This window comes from Chitinophaga sp. W2I13 (assembly GCF_050434005.1).
GTDB lineage: Bacteria > Bacteroidota > Bacteroidia > Chitinophagales > Chitinophagaceae > Chitinophaga.
Genome location: NZ_JBNPWD010000001.1, coordinates 6,560,046 through 6,580,232 on the forward strand (window position 1 = coordinate 6,560,046; position 20,187 = coordinate 6,580,232).

At 46.5% G+C, this 20,187-nt stretch carries 18 protein-coding genes; 13 read left to right on the top strand and 5 right to left on the bottom strand.

What is annotated here, in order from left to right; genetic code table 11:
* Window positions 1-152: 152 nt before the first annotated feature.
* The 8 genes from pdhA (at window position 153) to QFZ48_RS26905 (ending at window position 5,387) form a co-directional block, all read left to right on the top strand.
* On the top strand, window positions 153-1,145 hold the full coding sequence (gene pdhA / locus QFZ48_RS26870; RefSeq protein WP_370913115.1) for a pyruvate dehydrogenase (acetyl-transferring) E1 component subunit alpha: 993 nt from the start codon (window positions 153-155) through the stop codon (window positions 1,143-1,145).
* Between the two features lie 120 nt (window positions 1,146-1,265).
* On the top strand, window positions 1,266-1,964 hold the full coding sequence (locus QFZ48_RS26875) for a tetratricopeptide repeat protein (protein WP_370913114.1): 699 nt from the start codon (window positions 1,266-1,268) through the stop codon (window positions 1,962-1,964).
* A 65-nt stretch (window positions 1,965-2,029) separates the two neighbouring features.
* Window positions 2,030-2,419, top strand: coding sequence for a 6,7-dimethyl-8-ribityllumazine synthase (gene ribH, locus QFZ48_RS26880; RefSeq protein WP_429064610.1), 390 nt, complete (start codon window positions 2,030-2,032; stop codon window positions 2,417-2,419).
* On the top strand, window positions 2,406-2,531 hold the full coding sequence (locus QFZ48_RS26885) for a 6,7-dimethyl-8-ribityllumazine synthase (protein WP_429065562.1): 126 nt from the start codon (window positions 2,406-2,408) through the stop codon (window positions 2,529-2,531). Before ribH ends, QFZ48_RS26885 begins: the two co-directional genes overlap by 14 nt.
* 25 nt (window positions 2,532-2,556) lie before the next feature.
* Window positions 2,557-3,276, top strand: a complete 720-nt coding sequence (locus tag QFZ48_RS26890; protein ID WP_429048028.1) for a (Fe-S)-binding protein — start codon at window positions 2,557-2,559, stop codon at window positions 3,274-3,276.
* A gap of 34 nt (window positions 3,277-3,310) precedes the next feature.
* Window positions 3,311-3,724 carry an EVE domain-containing protein gene (locus tag QFZ48_RS26895; protein WP_370913111.1) on the top strand — a complete coding sequence of 138 codons (414 nt, stop codon included), beginning with the start codon at window positions 3,311-3,313 and terminating at the stop codon, window positions 3,722-3,724.
* 108 nt (window positions 3,725-3,832) lie between these two features.
* The gene (locus QFZ48_RS26900) at window positions 3,833-4,699 is read left to right on the top strand and encodes a DUF4349 domain-containing protein (RefSeq protein WP_429064611.1); all 867 of its coding nucleotides are present in this window, start codon (window positions 3,833-3,835) and stop codon (window positions 4,697-4,699) included.
* Window positions 4,700-4,709: 10 nt separating this feature from the next.
* Window positions 4,710-5,387, top strand: coding sequence for an SIR2 family NAD-dependent protein deacylase (locus QFZ48_RS26905; RefSeq protein WP_429048024.1), 678 nt, complete (start codon window positions 4,710-4,712; stop codon window positions 5,385-5,387).
* A gap of 86 nt (window positions 5,388-5,473) precedes the next feature.
* Here QFZ48_RS26905 and QFZ48_RS26910 read toward each other — a convergent pair whose 3' ends face one another.
* Window positions 5,474-6,796 carry a saccharopine dehydrogenase C-terminal domain-containing protein gene (locus tag QFZ48_RS26910; protein WP_429064612.1) on the bottom strand — a complete coding sequence of 441 codons (1,323 nt, stop codon included), beginning with the start codon at window positions 6,794-6,796 and terminating at the stop codon, window positions 5,474-5,476.
* A 423-nt stretch (window positions 6,797-7,219) separates the two neighbouring features.
* Between QFZ48_RS26910 and gyrA the strand changes: the two genes are divergently transcribed.
* Both gyrA and QFZ48_RS26920 read left to right on the top strand, forming a co-directional pair.
* Window positions 7,220-9,826, top strand: a complete 2,607-nt coding sequence (gene gyrA / locus QFZ48_RS26915; protein WP_429064614.1) for a DNA gyrase subunit A — start codon at window positions 7,220-7,222, stop codon at window positions 9,824-9,826.
* 159 nt (window positions 9,827-9,985) lie between these two features.
* Entirely contained in the window at window positions 9,986-11,248 is a 1,263-nt protein-coding gene (locus tag QFZ48_RS26920; protein ID WP_429064615.1) for a hypothetical protein, read from the top strand.
* Between the two features lie 333 nt (window positions 11,249-11,581).
* Here QFZ48_RS26920 and QFZ48_RS26925 read toward each other — a convergent pair whose 3' ends face one another.
* From QFZ48_RS26925 to QFZ48_RS26940, 4 genes are all read right to left on the bottom strand, one after another.
* Entirely contained in the window at window positions 11,582-11,782 is a 201-nt protein-coding gene (locus tag QFZ48_RS26925) for a hypothetical protein (RefSeq protein WP_142687064.1), read from the bottom strand.
* A gap of 156 nt (window positions 11,783-11,938) precedes the next feature.
* Window positions 11,939-14,137, bottom strand: coding sequence for an ATP-binding protein (locus QFZ48_RS26930; RefSeq protein ID WP_429048014.1), 2,199 nt, complete (start codon window positions 14,135-14,137; stop codon window positions 11,939-11,941).
* 137 nt (window positions 14,138-14,274) lie between these two features.
* The gene (locus tag QFZ48_RS26935) at window positions 14,275-14,466 is read right to left on the bottom strand and encodes a hypothetical protein (protein ID WP_429048013.1); all 192 of its coding nucleotides are present in this window, start codon (window positions 14,464-14,466) and stop codon (window positions 14,275-14,277) included.
* Between the two features lie 127 nt (window positions 14,467-14,593).
* The gene (locus QFZ48_RS26940; RefSeq protein WP_370913103.1) at window positions 14,594-15,289 is read right to left on the bottom strand and encodes a LytR/AlgR family response regulator transcription factor; all 696 of its coding nucleotides are present in this window, start codon (window positions 15,287-15,289) and stop codon (window positions 14,594-14,596) included.
* 103 nt (window positions 15,290-15,392) lie between these two features.
* Here QFZ48_RS26940 and QFZ48_RS26945 point away from each other — a divergent pair, with 103 nt between their 5' ends.
* From QFZ48_RS26945 to QFZ48_RS26955, 3 genes are all read left to right on the top strand, one after another.
* Window positions 15,393-15,698: a DUF6660 family protein gene (locus QFZ48_RS26945; protein WP_429048011.1), complete on the top strand. Its 306-nt coding sequence runs from the start codon at window positions 15,393-15,395 to the stop codon at window positions 15,696-15,698.
* A gap of 94 nt (window positions 15,699-15,792) precedes the next feature.
* Window positions 15,793-18,924, top strand: coding sequence for an efflux RND transporter permease subunit (locus tag QFZ48_RS26950; protein ID WP_429064617.1), 3,132 nt, complete (start codon window positions 15,793-15,795; stop codon window positions 18,922-18,924).
* Window positions 18,921-20,153 carry a TolC family protein gene (locus QFZ48_RS26955; RefSeq protein WP_429064619.1) on the top strand — a complete coding sequence of 411 codons (1,233 nt, stop codon included), beginning with the start codon at window positions 18,921-18,923 and terminating at the stop codon, window positions 20,151-20,153. Before QFZ48_RS26950 ends, QFZ48_RS26955 begins: the two co-directional genes overlap by 4 nt.
* Window positions 20,154-20,187 lie beyond the last annotated feature (34 nt).

Sequence of the window (20,187 nt, forward strand, 5' to 3'; positions counted from 1 at the left end):
ACTTCCCTGTGATTCCCGTGCAAATAAATGCAAAACTGTTTGAAATTGATGAAATTGCATAATTTAATGGGAATTAGAATTGATATTTATATTTTACGATTTTCCTGTTATATTTGCGAACAAATTTAGAAAGAGTGCAAACTAAAACAGACGTGAAGACGAAATTCACCAAAGAGACATATCTGTACTGGTATGAATTGATGCTTTTGCTGCGCCGCTTTGAAGAAAAGACAGGCCAATTGTACGGGATGCAAAAAATCCGTGGCTTTTGTCATTTGTACATAGGACAGGAAGCAATTGCTGCTGGTGCGATGACTGCTACCAAGCCCGAGGATAAATTCATCACGGCCTACCGCGACCATGCGCTGGCAATTGCAAAAGGAATTTCCGCTAAAGCTTGTATGGCTGAGCTGTATGGTAAAGCAACCGGTTGTTCGAAAGGAAAGGGAGGCAGCATGCACTTTTTCTCTAAAGAACATGGCTTCTTCGGTGGCCACGGTATTGTTGGAGCTCAGATAGGTACAGGTGCCGGACTGGCGCTTGCAGAGCAATACAAAGGAACAGACAACGTCGTGTTGTGTTTCTTTGGTGATGGCGCTGCCCGTCAGGGTATCCTCCATGAAACCTTTAACATGGCCATGACCTGGAAGCTCCCTGTGATTTTCATTTGTGAAAATAACATGTACGCCATGGGTACTTCTGTAGAACGTACCTCCAACGTATTGGATATCTATAAGTTGGCGGATGCTTACGAAATGCCGGCCGATTCTATCGATGGTATGAGCTGCGAAGCTGTACATGATGGTATCGAAAGAGCGGTGAAACGCGGTCGTGAAAACGGCGGTCCAACCCTGCTGGAAATCAAAACATACCGTTACCGTGGTCACTCCATGAGTGATCCCGCTAAATACCGCACAAAAGAAGAACTCGAAGAATACAAGGAGAAAGATCCGATCAACGAAGTACTGAGAGTTATTCAGAAAAATAAATGGGCTACCGAAGCAGAAATTGAAGCAATCAACGAACGCGTAAAAGTGGAAGTTGAAGAGTGTGTAACATTCGCAGAAGAATCTCCGTGGCCAGCCGATGATGAATTGCTGAAAGACGTTTACGTTCAGGAAGATTATCCATTCATCGTTGACTAATGTATTTAGCTATCTGCCTTAAGCCTTTAGTAAATGTAGCAAAGCTGCATCTGCTAAAGGCTTAAAGCCTAAAGCTAAACCCTATATTTAATAACCAAGCAATCACAATTACACCTTACAATGGCAGAAACTAAAGATAAAGCCACCGTGCCTCAACCTACAAAAGATTTTGACCTGGAGAAATCCATGCACAAGGCGGAAGATTTCTTCTATAAAAACAAAAATGTTATTTCTATAGCCGTATTGGCTGTAGTAGTAGTGGTAGGCGGTTTCTTCGCTTATAACCGTTTTGTAAAACAGCCCAATGAAAATAAAGCACAGGAAATGATTTTCCATGCGCAAAACTACTTCGCGGTAGATTCATTCAAACTGGCACTGAACGGCGACGGTAATAACTACGGTTTCATCCAGGTAGCAGATAAATACGGCAGCACCAAAGCCGGTAACCTCGCTAAATACAGCGCAGGCGTTTGCTACATCCGTTTGGGCGAATACCAGAAGGGTATTGACATGCTGAAATCTTTTAGTTCAAATGATCTGCTGCTGCAACCTACTGCCTACGGTTTGATCGGCGACGCTTACATGGAGCTGAATAAAGCTGAAGAAGGTATTGAATCCTACAAGAAAGCAGGTCACTATAATGATAATGAACTGACTGCCCCCGTATACCTGTTCCGTGCAGGCCAGGCCCTGGAAAGAGCTGGTAAGGCGCAGGAAGCAATCGCTATCTATCAGGAAATTAAAAAGAATTTCCCTACCACCAACGAAGGTCGTGAAATGGATAAATACCTGGCAAGACTGGGAGATGTAAAGAACTAGCTATTAGCAGTTAGCTGTTAGTTTTTAGCTGACAGCTAACTGCCAACAGCCCAAAGCTATAGAATATGTCCGAGCACAATAAGAGCTTATTAAATGACGCTGGCATTCTCAACCTGGAGGATGCCAGTGTTGTTATGGTGTATACCGAATGGAATGATGCCATCGTGAATGAACTGGTAAACGGCTGCGAAAAAGCCCTCAAACAGTATAACATCACCAAATCAGAAAAAATAATTGTACCTGGCGCTTTCGAACTACCTTACGCCTGTAAGCAATACTGGGAAACCACCAAAGGCACCGGCAAACAGCCTGGCGCTATTATTGCTTTCGGTTGCGTGATCCGTGGCGAAACACCTCATTTCGATTATGTGTGTAAAGCCGTAACAGAAGGTATCCTTCAACTGAACCTTCAGTTACCGCGTTCCTGTTATATTTGGAATTCTGACGGTAGATAACGAACAGCAGGCGCAGGACAGACTCGGCGGGGCCCACGGCCATAAAGGGGAAGAAGCTGCCATTACTGCACTGAAGATGATTGCATTGCAAAGAAAGTTAGCTAAGAGCTAAGGGCTAATCGCTAAAAGCTATAGAGATGAATGTACAGTTATTTATACCGTGTTTTGTAGATCAGCTGTTTCCTGAAACCGCCTTCAATATGGTGAAGGTACTCGAGAAACTGGGATGTAATGTAATGTATAACACGGAACAAACCTGTTGTGGTCAGCCGGCCTACAATGCCGGGTACCAGGATGAATGCCGTACCGTAGCTACCAAGTTTGTAAAGGACTTTAAAACCTTCGACTACATTGTTGCTCCCAGCGGTTCCTGTACCGGTTTTGTAAGAAACTACTATGGCAAATTGTTCGATAATTCAGCCGCACATAATGATGTGAAACTGCTGAAGAAAAACCTCTTCGAATTTACCGAATTTCTCACCGACGTATTGCATGTAACAGACCTGGGAGCTACCCTCAACGGCGTAGCCACCTATCATGATGCCTGCGGCGCACTGCGGGAATGCCATATCAAAGAAGGCCCCCGTAAACTGCTGGAAAAAGTAAAAGGACTGGAGCTGAAAGAGATGAACGATGCCGAAGTATGCTGCGGATTTGGCGGTACTTTCGCCGTTAAGTTTGAACCTATTTCCATGGGAATGGGCGAACAGAAAGTAAACAACGCCGTTGCCAGCGGCGCCGATTACCTGATCTCCACCGACCTTTCCTGCCTCATGCACCTGGATGGTTATATCCGTAAGCACGGTACCAACATCAAAGTGATGCACATTGCAGATGTATTGGCCAGCGGTTGGTAATTCCAACTATCTGATTACGAAAATTAATTGCTATATGAATTATTGGTTGGTGAAATCTGAGCCATTTAAATATTCCTGGGATCAGTTTGTAAAAGATAAGATCACCTTTTGGGATGGTGTGCGCAACTACCAGGCGCGCAACAACCTCCGGGGCATGAAAAAAGGCGACCAGGTACTGTTCTATCACAGCAATGAAGGGATGGAAATAGTGGGCCTGGCCACTGTTGCCAAAGAAGCTTACCAGGATCCCACTACACCCGATCCAAACTGGGTGGTGGTAGATCTTAAACCATTAAAGCCATTTAAAAAGGCGGTGACGCTGGCACAGATGAAAACTGAAAAACGATTGGCCAACCTGTCGCTTATCCGCCAGGGTCGCTTATCCGTGTGTGATGTGAAGCCGGAAGAATTTGAGGCGATCATGGAAATGGGTGGTATGAAGAAGTAGGTACTTTACCAGAGATATAAACGGCGAAGGTTATCTTTCTTATGGAAGATAACCTTCGCCGTTTATGGAATTCGTGAAAGATGTTCATCATAGAGAAAATTCCAGCTCATGAAACATTCCTTCATATTAGCCCTTTGCACAGCAGTAGCCTTATTGCCGGCCTGCCGCAACCATAGCGCGCCGGTTGCAACTGAATTCAAACAAACGGAAGCCAACATGACTGCCGCCGCAGTAGCCAGCGACGAGCTTCCCCTGTCTGAAAGCGAAGCTGATCAGGCACCTGCCTTACCCATCTCCCAAAAAATAATAAAGAATGCGGTGCTCCGCTTTTCCACTTCTGACTTTGAAGCCTGTAAAAAGCGTATAGCCGATACAGTTAAAAAATACGGTGGCTACATTGCCAGTGAAAAACAGGAAAATACCAGTATGCAATGGCGGAATGAGGTAGCCATAAAGGTGCCGGCAGCCACCTTTGAGCAATGCGTGGAAAACCTCACTGGCGGCGCCTCCGGGGTAGATGAAAAAAGTATTACCTCCACTGATGTAACAGAAGAATATGTAGACCTCGACGCCCGTATGAAAGCACGGCTGGCAGTAGAACAACGTTATGTGCAGATCCTGCAGCAGGCGAAGAATGTAAAAGAAATACTGGAAGTGGAGGCACAGCTGAAAGGCATCCGTGAAGAAATAGAATCCGCAAAGGGCCGGCTGCAGTACATGGATCATCATGTGGCCTACAGCAATATCAGCCTGGAGTATTACCAGACGTTTGCCAATTCAGATCCGCAGTCGCCGGGATTCCTGCAACGCTCGTGGTTGTCGTTTAAAGATGGCTGGAACGGGCTTTTATCTTTTGCATTGGGCATATTGAGTGCATGGCCTTTGATTGTTGGTATTGTTTTTATTTTTATTTTTATAAAAAGAGGAATAGGGAGATGGAAATCCCGTAAAACCCCAGCTAACGTAAACCTATAAACGAATTCACATGAAACCAAGATTGGTGGTGCTGACCGGAGCCGGCATCAGCGCAGAAAGTGGCCTCCGGACTTTCAGAGACACGGATGGATTATGGGAGGGCTATGATGTGTATGAAGTGGCTTCTCCGCAAGGCTGGGAGAAGAATCCCGCCCTGGTACAGGACTTTTACAACGGCCGCCGGCAGGACGTGAAGGCGGCGCTTCCCAATGCTGCACACACAGGCCTGGCAAAGCTGGAAGAAAAGTATGATGTGCGGATCATCACTCAGAATATTGACGACCTCCATGAAAGAGGAGGTTCCACTACAGTACTGCACCTGCACGGGGAAATTTTCAAGATGCGCAGCGTGAATAATGAAGCGCTGATCTATGATATCCGGGAGGATATTAAGATGGGTGACTTCGCAGAAGACGGTGGACAGCTGCGCCCGCACATCGTTTGGTTTGGCGAGGCGGTGCCTATGATTGAAAAGGCCGCACGGGAAGTATGGGAGGCCGATGTGTTTGTGGTGGTGGGAACATCCCTGCAGGTATATCCTGCCGCCAGCTTGTTGCAGTATGTAAAACCGGACGTGCCGGTGTATATCATCGACCGGAAAATTCCCGAAGTAGGAAAAGCGGATAACCTGCACCTGATTGAAAAGCCCGCTACAGAAGGCGTGCTGGAATTATTAAGTATCCTGTAAAATAAAAAACCTCCCCACTTCAGGGGAGGTATCACAAGTCCTTGTGCCCGGTTAGAGTCCATCATAGGAAAAAAATAACTTTGCGCTTATTCAAAGCTTTCTTCAAATCTGATATCATACTCCTCTAATTCTTTTAGAACGGGGTTATATATTTCCGGCATTACCGGTATTTGTAGTCCTGTTAACGTTACCTTATCCTGGAGAATCATTTTGGCCATGATGCCGAGCGGAAGTCCCACTGTTTTAGCCATTGCGGTATGTATGCTGTCTTCGCCCTGAACAATCATGTAACTGTGCATCCTGGTGGCCATGTTGCGGCGTTCAAACTCAATCTCGTGCATCATTACGATCATGTCCTTGTCGGCAGGCTCCATTTTAAGTTTGTTTTCCACCAGGAACTGGAGAACGCCTGCGTTGGTTTGCACCCCTAAATTTATGACTTCTGTATTTAATAATCCCAGGAATTTTAACTGGCGGATCACTTTGGACTTGGTGCTAACGCCCAGAAACTGGGCCATATTCTCTTCCGGGGTGCCTGTTCCTTCTTTAACGGATTTGGTGGCCCACTCGGTATACGTAAGCTTATCCGTGGCAATCTTATGACCGTCGTCTGTCAGGCCCAGCTTCATCAGGGCATTCCAGCCTTCGCAGAAGTCGGGATACCGGAGGGTGGCACGCATAAAAGTGGCCAGTTCTTCGAGCTTATACGCCTGCATATATCCCAGTGAGTCGCGGTTGGGGTAGAAGGCCAGTTTACCGAAGCCAGGTACCTGGATCGTTTTGGTATGATCAAACAGTTGTTCGTAGCTAAGTTCCTTTACCTTTCCTTTTTCTTTGTAGGTGGCGCCGGAAACGCCCGCCATTACAATGTTCCGGGCATTCCAGGATACTTTGTACTGCCAGGGATTATCGTTGCTGTCGGGGGAGATAAGGCCCCCGCAGTAGGATTTAAAGGAGAAGATCTGTCCGCCTTTCTTTTCGATGGAATGAATGAGTTTCATGGCCGACATGTGATCGATACCCGGGTCTAATCCCATTTCATACATGAAGAGTAACCCGGCTTTTTCAATTTCGGGTTGCAGTTGCCGTACTTCTTCGTCGATATAAGAGGCGGTGAGGAGGTTCTTTTTTTCAGTAAGACAATCTTTGGCCACTAAAATGTGCAGGGTAGCGGGTAGCAGGGAGATGACGAGATCGGTATCCCGGATGAGTTGTTGTCTGGCCGCGCTGTCTTTAATATCGAGTGCGGCGGGGGTAGCATAATATGATTTTCCTGTTTTGGATTTGATGAGCGAAAGATCGTGATCGGCTACAGTGATATGCCATTTTTGCCTCGGTGCATTTGCCAACAGATAGTCGATCAAACTGGTGGCCGATTTACCGGCTCCAAACAACAGTATGTTCTTCATAGTCTTCTTTAGAAAAATGATTAAGAATCAGGGGAATAACAGCACTTTTTATACTAATGTTCGAATTTTTAAGCAAATTCGGATTTGTTCTTATTATATATATGTTTTCCGTTGATTCGAACAATTGATTATCAGCCTCTTAGAAACAAATACTTTGCCAATATTTATATTCTAATATATTAATGTGTCTTAACATATTGCAATTAAATCAAAATCAGGGTTGTTTTACTATAACACAAATGCTATATAAATGGTTGTCATTCATTGTGTAAATCAATCATATATCGATATTGCAATATAAGCGTTAATCCCTATGGCGTTTTTTATTCACATTCTTTGATTTTTAGGCCGGAATAAGGGCTGAAATGGCTATATTTGCCTTTATCTGTTTTACGCAGAAAAAACTGTAAATCAACACACAAAATGACAGAGCATACGGAAAATCATCAGGAAGGGAGAATTGTCCAGATAAATATCGAGGAGCAAATGAAAACGGCCTACATAGATTATTCTATGTCCGTGATCGTGGGCCGTGCCTTGCCCGATGTGAGAGATGGTCTGAAGCCTGTGCACAGGCGTGTTTTATTCGGAATGAATGAACTCGGCAACCACAGTAACAAGGCCTACAAGAAATCAGCGCGTATTGTGGGTGAGGTAATGGGTAAATATCACCCGCACGGTGATGCTTCCATTTATGACACCATTGTACGACTGGCGCAACCCTGGAGCATGCGTTATCCCATGGTGGACGGACAGGGTAACTTCGGTTCGGTAGATGGCGATATGCCGGCTGCCATGCGTTACACGGAGATCCGCCTGCAGAAGATCGCAGAAGCCATGCTGGAAGACATTGAAAAGGAAACGGTGGACTTTACCAACAACTTCGATGACACGCTCGAAGAACCGACGGTACTGCCTACCCGCATTCCCAACCTGCTGGTGAATGGCGCTTCCGGTATCGCCGTGGGGATGGCCACCAACATTATGCCCCACAACCTCAGCGAAGTAGTGGATGGCGCTATCGCTTACATCGAAAACAAAGAGATCACTATAGAAGAGCTGATCAAACACATTAAAGCACCGGATTTCCCAACAGGGGGTGTTATTTATGGTTTTGAAGGCGTTAAACAGGGTTTTGAAACCGGCAGGGGCAGAGTAGTGGTAAGAGGCAAAATTACCTCCGAAACCGCTAAAAACGGCCGTGAAAAACTGGTGATCTATGAACTGCCTTACCAGATCAACAAGGCAGTACTGCACCAGAAAATTGCACAGCTGGTAAATGATAAGATTATTGAAGGCATCTCCGATGTACGTGACGAAAGTGACCGTGAAGGTATGCGCCTGGTAATTGATCTGAAAAGAGAAGCGATCTCCAATGTGATCATCAACCAGTTATTTAAATATTCCGAACTGCAAACATCTTACGGCATCAACAACGTGGCACTGGTAAAAGGCCGTCCGCGTATCCTGAACCTGAAAGATATGATCGGGGAATTCATCGACTTCCGTCATGAAGTAGTGGTGAGAAGAACCCGCTTTGACCTGCGTAAGGCAGAAGAAAAAGCGCATATCCTTGCCGGTTACCTGATCGCACTGGATCACCTGGACCAGGTGATTGCACTGATCCGCGCCGCCGCTACGCCTGATATTGCGAAAGAAGGGCTGATGACAGAATTCGGATTGTCTGAGTTACAGTCGAAGGCTATACTGGAACTGCGTTTACAACGTCTGACCGGTATGGAACGCGATAAGATCCGCGCTGAATACGACGACATCATGAAACTGATCACTTACCTGAAAGAAGTATTGGCTGATGAATCTTTACGTATGAAGATCATCCGCGAAGAACTGGAAGAAGTGAAGAAGAAATTCGGCGACGAACGTAAGACAGAAATCCAGTACCTCGCCAGCGAAATGAGGATAGAAGATATCATCGCAGAAGAAGATGTGGTGATCACCATTTCCCACCTCGGATATATCAAGCGTACTTCTGCCTACGATTACCGTCAGCAGAAACGCGGAGGCCGTGGCGCCATCGGCGGTAAAACCCGTGATGAAGATTATATCGAGCACCTGTTTGTGGCTTCTACACACCATACCATGCTGTTTTTCACGGAAAAAGGCCGCTGCTACTGGCTGAAGGTCTATGAAATTCCGGACGGGGAAAAGAGCGGTAAAGGACGTGCCATTCAGAACATGATCCAGCTCCCGGTTGATGATAAGATCCGCGCTATCATCGATATTAAAGACCTGAGTGATAAAGATTTTATCAATAACCATTATATTGTACTTTGTACCAAGAAGGGTATCATCAAGAAGACGATGGTGGAAGAGTTCTCCCGTCCGCGTCAGAACGGTGTGAATGCCATTACCATCAATGAAGGCGATGAACTGCTGGAAGCCAAACTGACTACCGGTGACAGCCAGATCATGATGGCCATCCAGAGCGGTCGCGCTATCAGGTTCCCTGAAGCTACGGTACGCGACACCGGTCGTGGCGCCATCGGCGTAAGAGGAATTGAGGTAGACAGCGACAACGACGAGGTGGTTGGTATGGTTTGTGTTAATAAGGAAGATGAACAGAAAACCATCCTGGTGGTTTCTGAGAAAGGATTCGGTAAACGTACCAACATCGAGGAATACCGTATCACCAACCGTGGTGGTAAAGGTGTGAAAACCATTAACATCACAGAAAAAACCGGTAACCTGATAGCTGTACTTGATGTTACGGAGAAACATGACCTGATGATCACCTGTAAGTCCGGTATCACCATCCGCATGGCCGTTGCAGATATCCGCGAAGCCGGCCGCGCCACACAGGGTGTACGCCTGATCCGCCTGGATGACAACGACGAAATTGCAGCTGTAGCACGACTGGATGAACAGGAAGAAGAAGTAATACTACTGGAAGAAGGCGAAGAAGGTAGCGAAACGCCCGCTGTAGCAAGTGATGAAACACCTGAAGCAGGTGAAAATGACAATACACCGGAAGGAACCGACGGTGAAGCTACTGACACTACAGAAGAATAAATAAAATTATAACCGGTAACAGGTCCTTAACCCGGTCTGTTACCGGTTTCTGATAAAAAAAATACAGCCAGCTTTTAGTGGTAACTATACTACTGGTTGTATTACTATTTATTGGAGCACCATACTCTTATTGTAATCAGCAACTAAAAAAACAAAAGCATGAAAAAATTATTGGTATCTCTTCTCTTTTGCACGGCCGGTGTATCGGTTATGGCACAACGGGCAAAAGTTAGCAGTGCGGATGAGAACCTGAAGAAGCAAGATCTGGAAAAAGCCAAAGCGGATATTGACGCAGCATTACAGAATGAAAAGACCAAGAACGACGCTAAAACATGGCTGGTAGATGGTAAGATCCTGGAAGCTATGGGCACCAAGCAGAAAAGCGCTGCACTGGCAACAGAAGCTTTTGCCGCCTTCAAAAAAGCATTGGAGATAGATCCTAAAATGAAAGAAGCCGTGCTGGAAATGAACCAGCCGTTGTTCAATGTATACGCTACTATTGCCAACGCCGGCTATGCTAACCTGAATGAACAGAAATGGGATTCCTCCCTGTATAACTTCAAACAGGCTTTTGAAGTAGCTGACTTCTACAACAGTAAAAACCTTGGTGGCTCTATTCCTGCAGATACTGCCCTCACTTTCTACGTTGGTTACGCTGCCAACCAGGCCGGTAAAAAAGATGATGCTTTTACCTACCTGAAAAAAGCAGCCGATCTGCAATTCAAAGGAGAACCTGCTCTCTATGTAATCCTGGGTCAGCTGTATGAAGAAAAAGGCGACCAGGCAAACTGGCTGAAAACAATCGAACAGGCTAAAGTTTTATTCCCTAAGGATAAACGCTTTAACGATATGGAAATGGCTTTCTACAGCAAAACAGGTAAAACCAACGAATTACTGACGATGCTGGAAAAGAAAATCGCCGACAATCCAACCGACCAGGCAGCTGTACTGGATTACGCTATCCGCGTAGATAACCTGGCTAATCCCCGCGATGATAAAGGCGGTGATGCTCCTAAACCAGCTAACTACGAAGAACTGATAGGTAAAGCAGAAACAGCTTATAAGAAAGCGATCGAAATGAATCCTGCCGATGCTACCGCTAACTTCCAGCTGGGTGCTCTGTACTTTAACCGCGCAGTTGTTTTCAACAAAGAACTGAATGGCCTGGACAGCAAACAGCAAACTTCTCCTAAAGCAAAAGAATTACAGGGAAAAGTAGAAGGACTGATGGGTCAGGCACTGCCTTTCTTCGAGAAAGCTGATGCCGGCTTCACCGCTAAAGCCAGCAGCCTCGATGCAAGCGACAAACAAACTTACGAAAGCTGCCTCTATGCACTGCAGAAGATCTACGCGATCAAAAACAACACTGCAAAAGTAGAAGAAGTGAAAAAGAAACTGGACGGTTTAGGTGCTAAACAATAAACCGCGTATTGATATTCTTGGAAAGAGTCCGCCTGACAGCGGACTCTTTTTTTTGCTTGTGCGGATTTTGTCTTTCTCGCTGATTACGCTGATTATACTGATTAGTTTGATTTTTACTTTTGGATTTTATAAAGAATTAAGGGAGATAGAAGCGGATATATTCGCTTTTATCCCCCTTAAATAGTATTATAAGAAAATCTAAAAAATCAAAGAAAAATCCAAAAGTAAAAATCAAACTAATCAGCGTAATCAGCGAGAAAGACAACCTCCGCAAAAAATCCCGCAAGCCGGAAAGACTTGCGGGACAATTAACTCAAACGCTGTATGTACTCGTTATGCTTTTTTAGCAGCAGGAGCAGCTTTCTTTGCATGTTCGTGTTTAGCGGCTTTCTTAGTAGTGTCAGCAGCTGGTTTTGCTTCAGCTTTTGCTTCAGTTTTAGCAGCTTTCTTTGCAGGTTTAGCAGCTGGTGCTTGTGCGAAAGATGCAGCAGAAATGCTCATTACTACTACAGCGGCGATCAGGCTTTTTTTCATGATATTGTCTTTTTAAAATGATTAGATGAAGAATGTTTTGTTATAGTTTCTGTAGTAAAATTACATCAGCAAAGGCGGTGTTGACGGGATGTTTCGGTGAACAGGGAATTACTGTCGTTGAACAGGGGAAAATGTACGGTAATATACAACAGGGAGTTATAACAGGATGTGGATGGCCTCCTGTACAGCCTGTATACACAGGTGTTTCAGGGTATTGAACTGGCTGGCAACCGTACCGGGATGGTAGTTGTTTTCCTGTAGTTTTTCCAGTGGTTCCAGGATAGGATAGAGGTGATCCTGCAAACCGATAAATGAAACGGTTGTTTTCAGGTTATGCGCGGTAGCGCGTATAGCTGCAATGTCTTCGGCTATCACTGCCTGTTTCAGCAACGATAGTTCTTCCGGCAACTGTGCAATGAACTGCTCCAGCATTGTTTTTTCAAATTCGGTATTACCTTTGGAAAGATCATGGAGATAATTCAGGTTGATGAGATGCTGGGCGCCATTTTCATTTGACAGGTGATAAACAGCCGGCAGTTCACGGGGCGGCAGTTTACCAATGTATACCTGGATCATTCTGTAGAGGTCCTCTTCAATAATAGGCTTGGAGATATACTCGTTCATACCCATTTGCAGGCATTTTTCGCGCTCTCCGGTCATAGCATGGGCTGTCATGGCTATTACGGGGATAGTGGAGTGCAGCTCGTGCCGGATGGCCTGTACAGCGGTGTAGCCATCCATTTCAGGCATTTGAATATCCATCAGCACCAGGTCGTAGTGCTGCCGGTCCAACGCCTGCAACACTTCCTTGCCATTGTTTACAATTTTATACTGCAACTGCCAACTGCCCAGCAAATGACGAAGCAGGTTCTGGTTCATCTTATTGTCTTCTGCCACCAGCAGCCGTACATCCGGATGAAGGGGCAGTTGGTCGTTCTCTGTAAAATAATGATGCCCCTCTTCTGATAATGATTCTCCCAATGTGTAGGGGAGTTCTACTTTAAATGTAGCGCCTTCACCGGGTTTGCTCTCCACTGAAATAAAACCATTCTGTAATTCTATCAGTTGTTTTACGATGGCCAGTCCCAACCCCGTTCCGCCAAACTTGCGGGTGGTAGCAGCTTCCGCCTGGTGAAAGCGGTCGAAGATACTTTGTTGCATGGAAGGGTCAATACCTATACCGGTATCACTAACGGTGAATAATATACGAACCGCATTTTCTTCTGCCCATACTTTTGCCACATGTATGCGTACTTCACCCTCACTGGTAAATTTAACAGCGTTGCTGGTGAGGTTCACCAACACCTGTGTCAGCCGCATTACATCTCCATATAAAATATCCGGTACATCTTCCTCAATGGTCACAGCCAGCTGAAGTTGTTTCTCTTCGGCTTTGGGTCTGAACATGGTATTTACACCATGGAGCACGCTGCGCAGGCTAAAAGAGGTGGCTTCTATGCGCATCATCCCGGATTCTATTTTGGAAATATCCAGGATATCGTTGATGATTTCCAGTAAACTCTGGCCGGCGCTGTCTATGGCGCCTACATATTCTTTGGATTTATCGTTGAGCGGCTGGGCTTTGAGCAGGTTGGTGAAGCCCAGCACCGCATTCATGGGCGTTCGTATTTCATGGCTCATATTGGCCAGGAACTGGTCTTTTATGGTCGCCAGTTTTTTCTCCTGTCGCTGGGATTCATCCAGCGCTTCAATGAGTTGCTCTTGCCGGTGGATCCGGCTGGTGATATATAAGAATGCCAGCAGGCTCATTAAACAGGCAAAAAATACCAGCACGGTACCCCAGCGCTGCGCTTTTTGCCCGCTGCTGTCTATCAGGTGGGTGGTGCGGTTCACCTCCGATTGCCGGGTGGTGTCCAGTTGCCGCAAAATGCCGTTGATGGCCTCGCCCAGCCGCCTTCCTTTCTGGTTGTTAATTAATTTTTCAGCCGCCCATTTACCCTGACTGTAAAAAGTATCCAGTACCATGAGGTTAAAGGCATTCTTTTCATCTACCAGGTAGTTGAGCTGGGTGAGTAACTTTTCTGTGCTGTCGTTTCTGATAATTTTATTGATCTCTTTGAGATCTGCCTTAATAATGGCTATTTCGGCTTCGATGCCGGTAATATGAATGGTGTCCTGGGAAATCACTGCGCCGCGTACCTTGCTGTCGGTTTTTGCCATATTGGTTTGCAGCTTCTGGAGTTCGTTCTTTACATTAAGCTCCTGTAACAGCTGCTCATTGCCTTTGATCAGCTTATGGATATTGTTTGCGGAGTTGAATTGCAGCACAACAAATAATATCATTCCGGTAATGAACAGGCCGAGGAGGTAATATTTGATTCTTTTAGGCTGCATGACAGTTTAGTACATATAAAACGCTGATATAGGAAAGCCGGTTCAATAAAAGTAGCAATTTTATTGCTCCTTCCTTCAGATAATTAGCCTCAGCGTAATAATTCGCTGAGGCTAATTATGTTGACAAAGGACTATGATTATTTCGCTTTTGGTGCAGCCGGAGCAGCAGCAGGTTTTGCTGTATGATGATGCTTCGCATGTGTTTTGTGAGCAGGCGCCTTTGCAGCCGCTTCTTTTTTTGTTTCTTTTTTAGGCGCAGTGGTCTGTGCAAAAGATGATGCACTCATAAACAACATAGCTGCGGCGATTACAATACCAAACTTTTTCATGGCTGTATATTTTATTTAGTGATCAATTGTTTGACGACCTAAAGGTACATCCGCCAGAAAAGTGATGGTAATACTAATGGCCCAACAGGCAGCAGCTGTCGGTCAAAAAGGGGAAAGTGTCGTTGAGTTACAGGAGGTTCAGTTTATTATTCAATGCAGAACGGTAGGCATCTGCTACAGGAATCGCGTTTTTATTAATAATGATGGTGCCATCTTCAATAGATTCAATTTTGTCGAGCGCCACGATATAGGAGCGGTGCACACGCATGAATTTAGCAGCCGGCAGTTTTTCCTCCAGTGCTTTCAGCGTAGTATGGATGGCGTGGAATTTCTGCGGGGTATTTAACTTTACGTAGTCGCCCATTGCTTCCAGGAAAAGGATATCTTCTGTTTTTATTCTCTTCAGGATGCCATTATCACGTATAAACACAAACTCGGTATCGGATACCTGTAGTTCGCGGTGATCGCTGTCGGTGATTTCACGGGCCTTTTCAATGGCCTGGATAAAGCGGGCAGGCTGTACGGGCTTAATCAGGTAGTCGGCCACATTCAGCTCAAACGCTTCTACTGCATAGTCCTTTTTTACCGTGGTAAAGATGATCACCGGGCGTTTCTTTCCCAGGTTGCGGGTAAGCTCCAGTCCACTCATACCGGGCATTTCTATATCCAGTAACAGCAGATCTATCTTTTCTTTCTGTAAAAAATTATATGCTTCCATAGCACTGCTGCACTCACCTGCCACATGCAATTGTTCCACATGACTGGCTAATTGCTTCATGGCGGTACGCGCCAACTTATTATCGTCTACGATCAGGCAATTCATGCGGCTAATTTAAGTACAAATCGTAATATAAAATCATCTCAGCCGCAACTGCGATGCAGTTTTTTCCAGTGGCGTTTTGAGTTTAATTTTTACATTTGTAAAGATGAAGTGGTTACTTTACATACTAAGCTGTTATATCCTGCTGCTGTCGTGCATTCCCTGCAACGACTACCAGCCGGGAAACCATAGCGCAGTTGTACAACTCGCCACTTCCCACGACCATGAAACACAACCGGACTACTGCTCGCCATTGTGCGTATGCAGTTGCTGTAATATACAGGCTACTCCCGGTGTGGCCGTCACGGTTTATTTTATGGCGCAACGGATCAGTATAGATTACCCCGTGTTGCCCGTTAACCCGCTTCCTTCCTTATCAGATAATATCTGGCAGCCCCCACAGCTGGTTTAATCCGTTTACAGATGTTTTTGCTATGAGCATATCCATGCCTTTACCGGCGTAGATAAGGCTATGGTACGTCATTTTATTACTTATTGAATCAATCATGCTGGATAAGATCATTCGTTTCTCTGTGAGGAACAAATTAATGATAGGGATATTTACGTGTGCCCTGGCGGCATTTGGCGTATATTCCCTGTTACGTTTACCGGTAGATGCCGTACCGGATATCACCAATAACCAGGTGCAGGTGATCACACAATCGCCTTCCCTCGCAGCCCAGGAAGTGGAAAGGCTTATTACCTTTCCTGTTGAACAAACGATGGCGGTAATACCGGAACTGGCGGAAATACGCTCTATTTCCAGGTTTGGACTGTCGGTTGTAACCATTGTATTTCATGATAATGTAGATATTTACTGGGCCCGCCAACAGGTAAATGAAAAGCTGGGCGAGGCGAGAACCAGTATTCCTCCGGGTATTGGCACCCCGGAAATGTCGCCCATTTCCAGCGGATTGGGGGAAGTATACCAATATGTACTGCATCCCCGGAAAGGGTATGAAGAAAAGTTTGATGCGCGTGAATTGCGTACTATACAAGACTGGTATGTAAGGCGACAACTGCTGGGAACACCCGGCGTAGCCGAAGTAAACAGTTTTGGCGGATTGCTGAAGCAATACCAGGTTACGCTCAAGCCCGACCAACTCCGCAGCTATCACCTGAGCATCGCCGACGTGTTCAACGCTATGGAAAGGAACAACCAGAACACCGGCGGCGCTTATATCGACAAGAAACCCAATGCTTACTTTATCCGAAGCGAAGGGCTGATCAGCAGTTTGGCGGATATAGAAAAGATAGCGGTGAAGAATACGCCTGACGGATTGCCCATATTGATCAGGGATATCGCCACCGTGCAATTAGGAGATGCCGTACGTTATGGTGCGCTTACCCGCAATGCAAATGGGGAGGCCGTTGGTGGCATTGTGATGATGCTGAAGGGGAAGAACTCCAGCGAGGTAGTGAAAACAGTGAAAGCAAGGATTGAACAGATACAGAAAACGCTGCCGCCCGGCGTGGTAATAGAACCGTTCCTGGATCGCAGCGAATTTGTAGGCAGAGCCGTAGGCACTGTACAAAAGAACCTGGTAGAAGGGGCGCTCATTGTCATATTCGTACTGGTACTATTCCTCGGAAACCTCCGTGCAGGGCTGATTGTAGCCTCTGTGATCCCGTTATCGATGTTGTTTGCCATTTCCCTGATGTACCTCTTCGGGGTATCAGGTAACCTGATGAGCCTCGGCGCTATCGACTTCGGACTGATTGTAGATGGTGCAGTGATTATAGTGGAGGCGACCTTACACCACCTTGCCGGCAGGAATAAAACCGGTCAGCTGGTACGTTTATCACAGCAGGAAATGGATACTGAAGTATTTGATGCTGCCAGCAAGATCCGCAGTACTGCTGCTTTTGGTGAAATCATTATTCTCATTGTATACCTGCCCATACTCGCTTTAACCGGCATCGAGGGCAAGATGTTCCGGCCGATGGCGCAAACTGTTTCCTTTGCCATTCTCGGCGCTTTCATCCTGTCGCTCACCTATGTGCCGATGATGTCCGCGCTGATGCTGAGTAAAAATCTCGATAATAAAGTCACGGTAGCCGACCGGCTTATGCGCTTCTTTCAGCGTATATACGATCCCGTTATACGCGGCGCATTACGCGCAAAGGCGGTGGTCACGGGAGCGGCTATACTGCTTTTTGTGATCGCATTATTTTTATTTGGTAAGATGGGAGGAGAATTTATTCCTACCCTGGAAGAGGGGGATTTTGCCGTGGAAACAAGGCTGCTCACCGGTAGTTCCCTGTCCGAAACCATCGACAAGGTAAGCCTGGCCTCAGGGATATTAATGAAACAATTCCCTGAAGTGAAAGAAGTGATCGGCAAAATAGGCGCTGCTGAAATTCCTACCGACCCAATGCCGATGGAGGCCTGTGATCTCACCATTTTACTGAAGCCCAGGAAAGAATGGACCAGCGCCCGCAACCGGGAAGAACTGGCCAACAAAATGCAGGAAGCCCTGGAGGCGATACCAGGCGTGAGTTTTGGCTTTTCGCAGCCTATCCAGTTACGGTTCAATGAACTGATTTCAGGTGTGCGCCAGGACGTAGGGATTAAGATCTTTGGGGAAGATCTCGCTACGCTGGCTTCACTGGCCGACAAGATAGGTCGTATTGTAAGCCGCACTCCCGGCGCCAAAGATCTGTACGTGGAGCAAACCGGCGGGCTGCCACAGATAGTGGTAACAGCCAACAGGGACAAAATAGCCCGCTACGGACTTGACATTGCCACCATTAATCAAACCATCAACACTGCTTTCGCCGGCCAGAGCGCCGGACTGGTATATGAGGGGGAGAAGCGTTTCGACCTGGTACTGCGGCTGGACCAGCAAAGCCGGCAGCAGCTGGCAGATGTGCAAAACCTGTACATCACCACGCCATCCGGAAACCAGGTGCCGCTACAGGAAGTGGCGGAAGTAAAAATGACGACGGGCCCCAACCAGGTGCAAAGAGAAGATGCTAAAAGACGCACTATCGTTGGCTTTAATGTGCGGGGCCGCGATATTTCAAGCGTGGTAGCCGATATTGAATCCGCCATTGGCAAAGAAGTAAAACTTCCCGCGGGTTATTTTATCCGGTACGGCGGACAGTTTGAAAATCTGAAAGAAGCCAACCGGCGTTTAGCCGTTGCCGTACCTGTAGCATTGCTGCTGATTTTTGGGTTGCTCTATTTTACTTTTCACTCTGTAAAACAATCGCTGCTCATATTTACCGCTATCCCCATGTCGGCCATAGGAGGCGTTTTTGCGCTCCTGTTGCGTGGTTTGCCCTTCAGTATTTCCGCCGGCGTAGGATTCATCGCGCTTTTTGGTGTGGCGGTATTAAATGGTATTGTGCTGATAGGGGAGTTCAACCGGCTAAAGGAATCCGGTTTGCAGGACCTTAACAGTGTGGTACTAAATGGAACCGCTACACGATTACGGCCGGTACTGATGACCGCCTTTGTGGCATCTCTCGGCTTTTTGCCGATGGCCCTGGCCACCAGCGCAGGAGCGGAAGTGCAACGTCCGCTGGCTACCGTGGTAATAGGAGGGTTGATTACTTCTACCTTACTGACCCTCCTGGTGTTACCGTGTTTATACATCTATTTGGAGAAAGGTTTTTCAAAACATACATTATGAAGATCTGGATATTAGCAGGCCTGCTGTTGCCTGCAATAGTTACTGCACAGTCGCAGGTACTCACACTGGAAACAGCTGTACAGCTGGCCTTGCAGCAAAACAAAGGGCTGAAATCTGCCGATGCATCCATCGGTTACTACCGTAAAATGACAGGCACCAGCGGGGAAATCCCGAAGACAGATGTGAACCTGCAGTACGGTCAAACAAACAGTTATGTTTCCAATGATAACAACTACAGTGTTACGCAAACCATTCCTTTCCCAACCGTATTCAGCGCCAGGAAGGAACTGAATCATGCGCAGGTGGACAAAGCAGTTTGGCAGAAAGCGGTTACGCAGAATGAACTGGTGTACCAGGTGAAACAGGTGTACATACAGCTGCTGTACCTGCAGGAGGTGAAAGCCCTGATACTCCGGCAGGATAGTATCTTCACCAGGTTTGCCCGCAGTGCAGACCTGCGGTACCGTACCGGTGAAAGCCGGATGCTGGAAAAAATCGTAGCCGAAGGACGGCTCAACGAAGTAAAGAACGCCCTGCGTCAAAACGAGGCTGATCTTAAAATTTATACCGCCAGGTTACAGGCATTATTGGGTACCAACAAGCCCGTTACAATAACGGAAACGGCTATACCGGATGCAGCACTTTCCCTTGTGGGTGATTCCGCCGCCATAGTGACCAATCCGCAACTGCAATACCTGAAGCAGCAGGTAGCCGTTGCGGAAAAGCAAAAGAAGCTGTTGAAAGCCGCGATACTGCCGGATATCATGGTGGGTTACTTTAACCAGTCGTTCATCGGCACTCCGTTGAATGCTTCGGGCACCCCGCTGGCTACCAACAGCAACCGCTTCCAGGGGCTCCAGGTAGGACTGGCGCTGCCCATTTGGATAGGACCTCTCAAAGCAAAAGTACGGGCGGAGGAAAAGCAGCAGCAGGCGGCCAGTTTACAGTTTGATAATAACCTGATACAACTGCAATCCCAATATGAGCAGGCGGTACAGCAGTTTATCAAAAACAGGAACAGCCTGGAGTTTTATGAAAGCACTTCACTGCCAAACGTAGAGCTGCTGCTGAAGCAATCTGAAAAATCCTACAGCAGCGGAGACATTGGCTACGCTGAATATTTTCTTAACCTGGAACATGGGCTTACGGCACGGCAGGGATACCTGCTGGCGCGCAATGAAGTAAAACAGGCAGAATTATACATGGCTTATCTGGCCGGCCAGCAGTAAGCTGTGTTCCGCCGGTCATCAACAAAAAAAAATC

Coding starts and splice junctions, on each gene's coding strand:
- QFZ48_RS26930 (WP_429048014.1), bottom strand. CDS start 14,137: ATGCAGCCTAAAAGAATCAAATATTACCTCCTCGGCCTGTTCATTACC.
- QFZ48_RS26905 (WP_429048024.1), top strand. CDS start 4,710: ATGAAACCAAGATTGGTGGTGCTGACCGGAGCCGGCATCAGCGCAGAA.
- QFZ48_RS26890 (WP_429048028.1), top strand. CDS start 2,557: ATGAATGTACAGTTATTTATACCGTGTTTTGTAGATCAGCTGTTTCCT.
- QFZ48_RS26900 (WP_429064611.1), top strand. CDS start 3,833: ATGAAACATTCCTTCATATTAGCCCTTTGCACAGCAGTAGCCTTATTG.
- QFZ48_RS26910 (WP_429064612.1), bottom strand. CDS start 6,796: ATGAAGAACATACTGTTGTTTGGAGCCGGTAAATCGGCCACCAGTTTG.
- gyrA (WP_429064614.1), top strand. CDS start 7,220: ATGACAGAGCATACGGAAAATCATCAGGAAGGGAGAATTGTCCAGATA.
- QFZ48_RS26945 (WP_429048011.1), top strand. CDS start 15,393: ATGAAGTGGTTACTTTACATACTAAGCTGTTATATCCTGCTGCTGTCG.
- QFZ48_RS26920 (WP_429064615.1), top strand. CDS start 9,986: ATGAAAAAATTATTGGTATCTCTTCTCTTTTGCACGGCCGGTGTATCG.
- ribH (WP_429064610.1), top strand. CDS start 2,030: ATGTCCGAGCACAATAAGAGCTTATTAAATGACGCTGGCATTCTCAAC.
- QFZ48_RS26925 (WP_142687064.1), bottom strand. CDS start 11,782: ATGAAAAAAAGCCTGATCGCCGCTGTAGTAGTAATGAGCATTTCTGCT.
- QFZ48_RS26950 (WP_429064617.1), top strand. CDS start 15,793: ATGCTGGATAAGATCATTCGTTTCTCTGTGAGGAACAAATTAATGATA.
- QFZ48_RS26935 (WP_429048013.1), bottom strand. CDS start 14,466: ATGAAAAAGTTTGGTATTGTAATCGCCGCAGCTATGTTGTTTATGAGT.
- QFZ48_RS26940 (WP_370913103.1), bottom strand. CDS start 15,289: ATGAATTGCCTGATCGTAGACGATAATAAGTTGGCGCGTACCGCCATG.
- QFZ48_RS26955 (WP_429064619.1), top strand. CDS start 18,921: ATGAAGATCTGGATATTAGCAGGCCTGCTGTTGCCTGCAATAGTTACT.
- QFZ48_RS26895 (WP_370913111.1), top strand. CDS start 3,311: ATGAATTATTGGTTGGTGAAATCTGAGCCATTTAAATATTCCTGGGAT.
- QFZ48_RS26875 (WP_370913114.1), top strand. CDS start 1,266: ATGGCAGAAACTAAAGATAAAGCCACCGTGCCTCAACCTACAAAAGAT.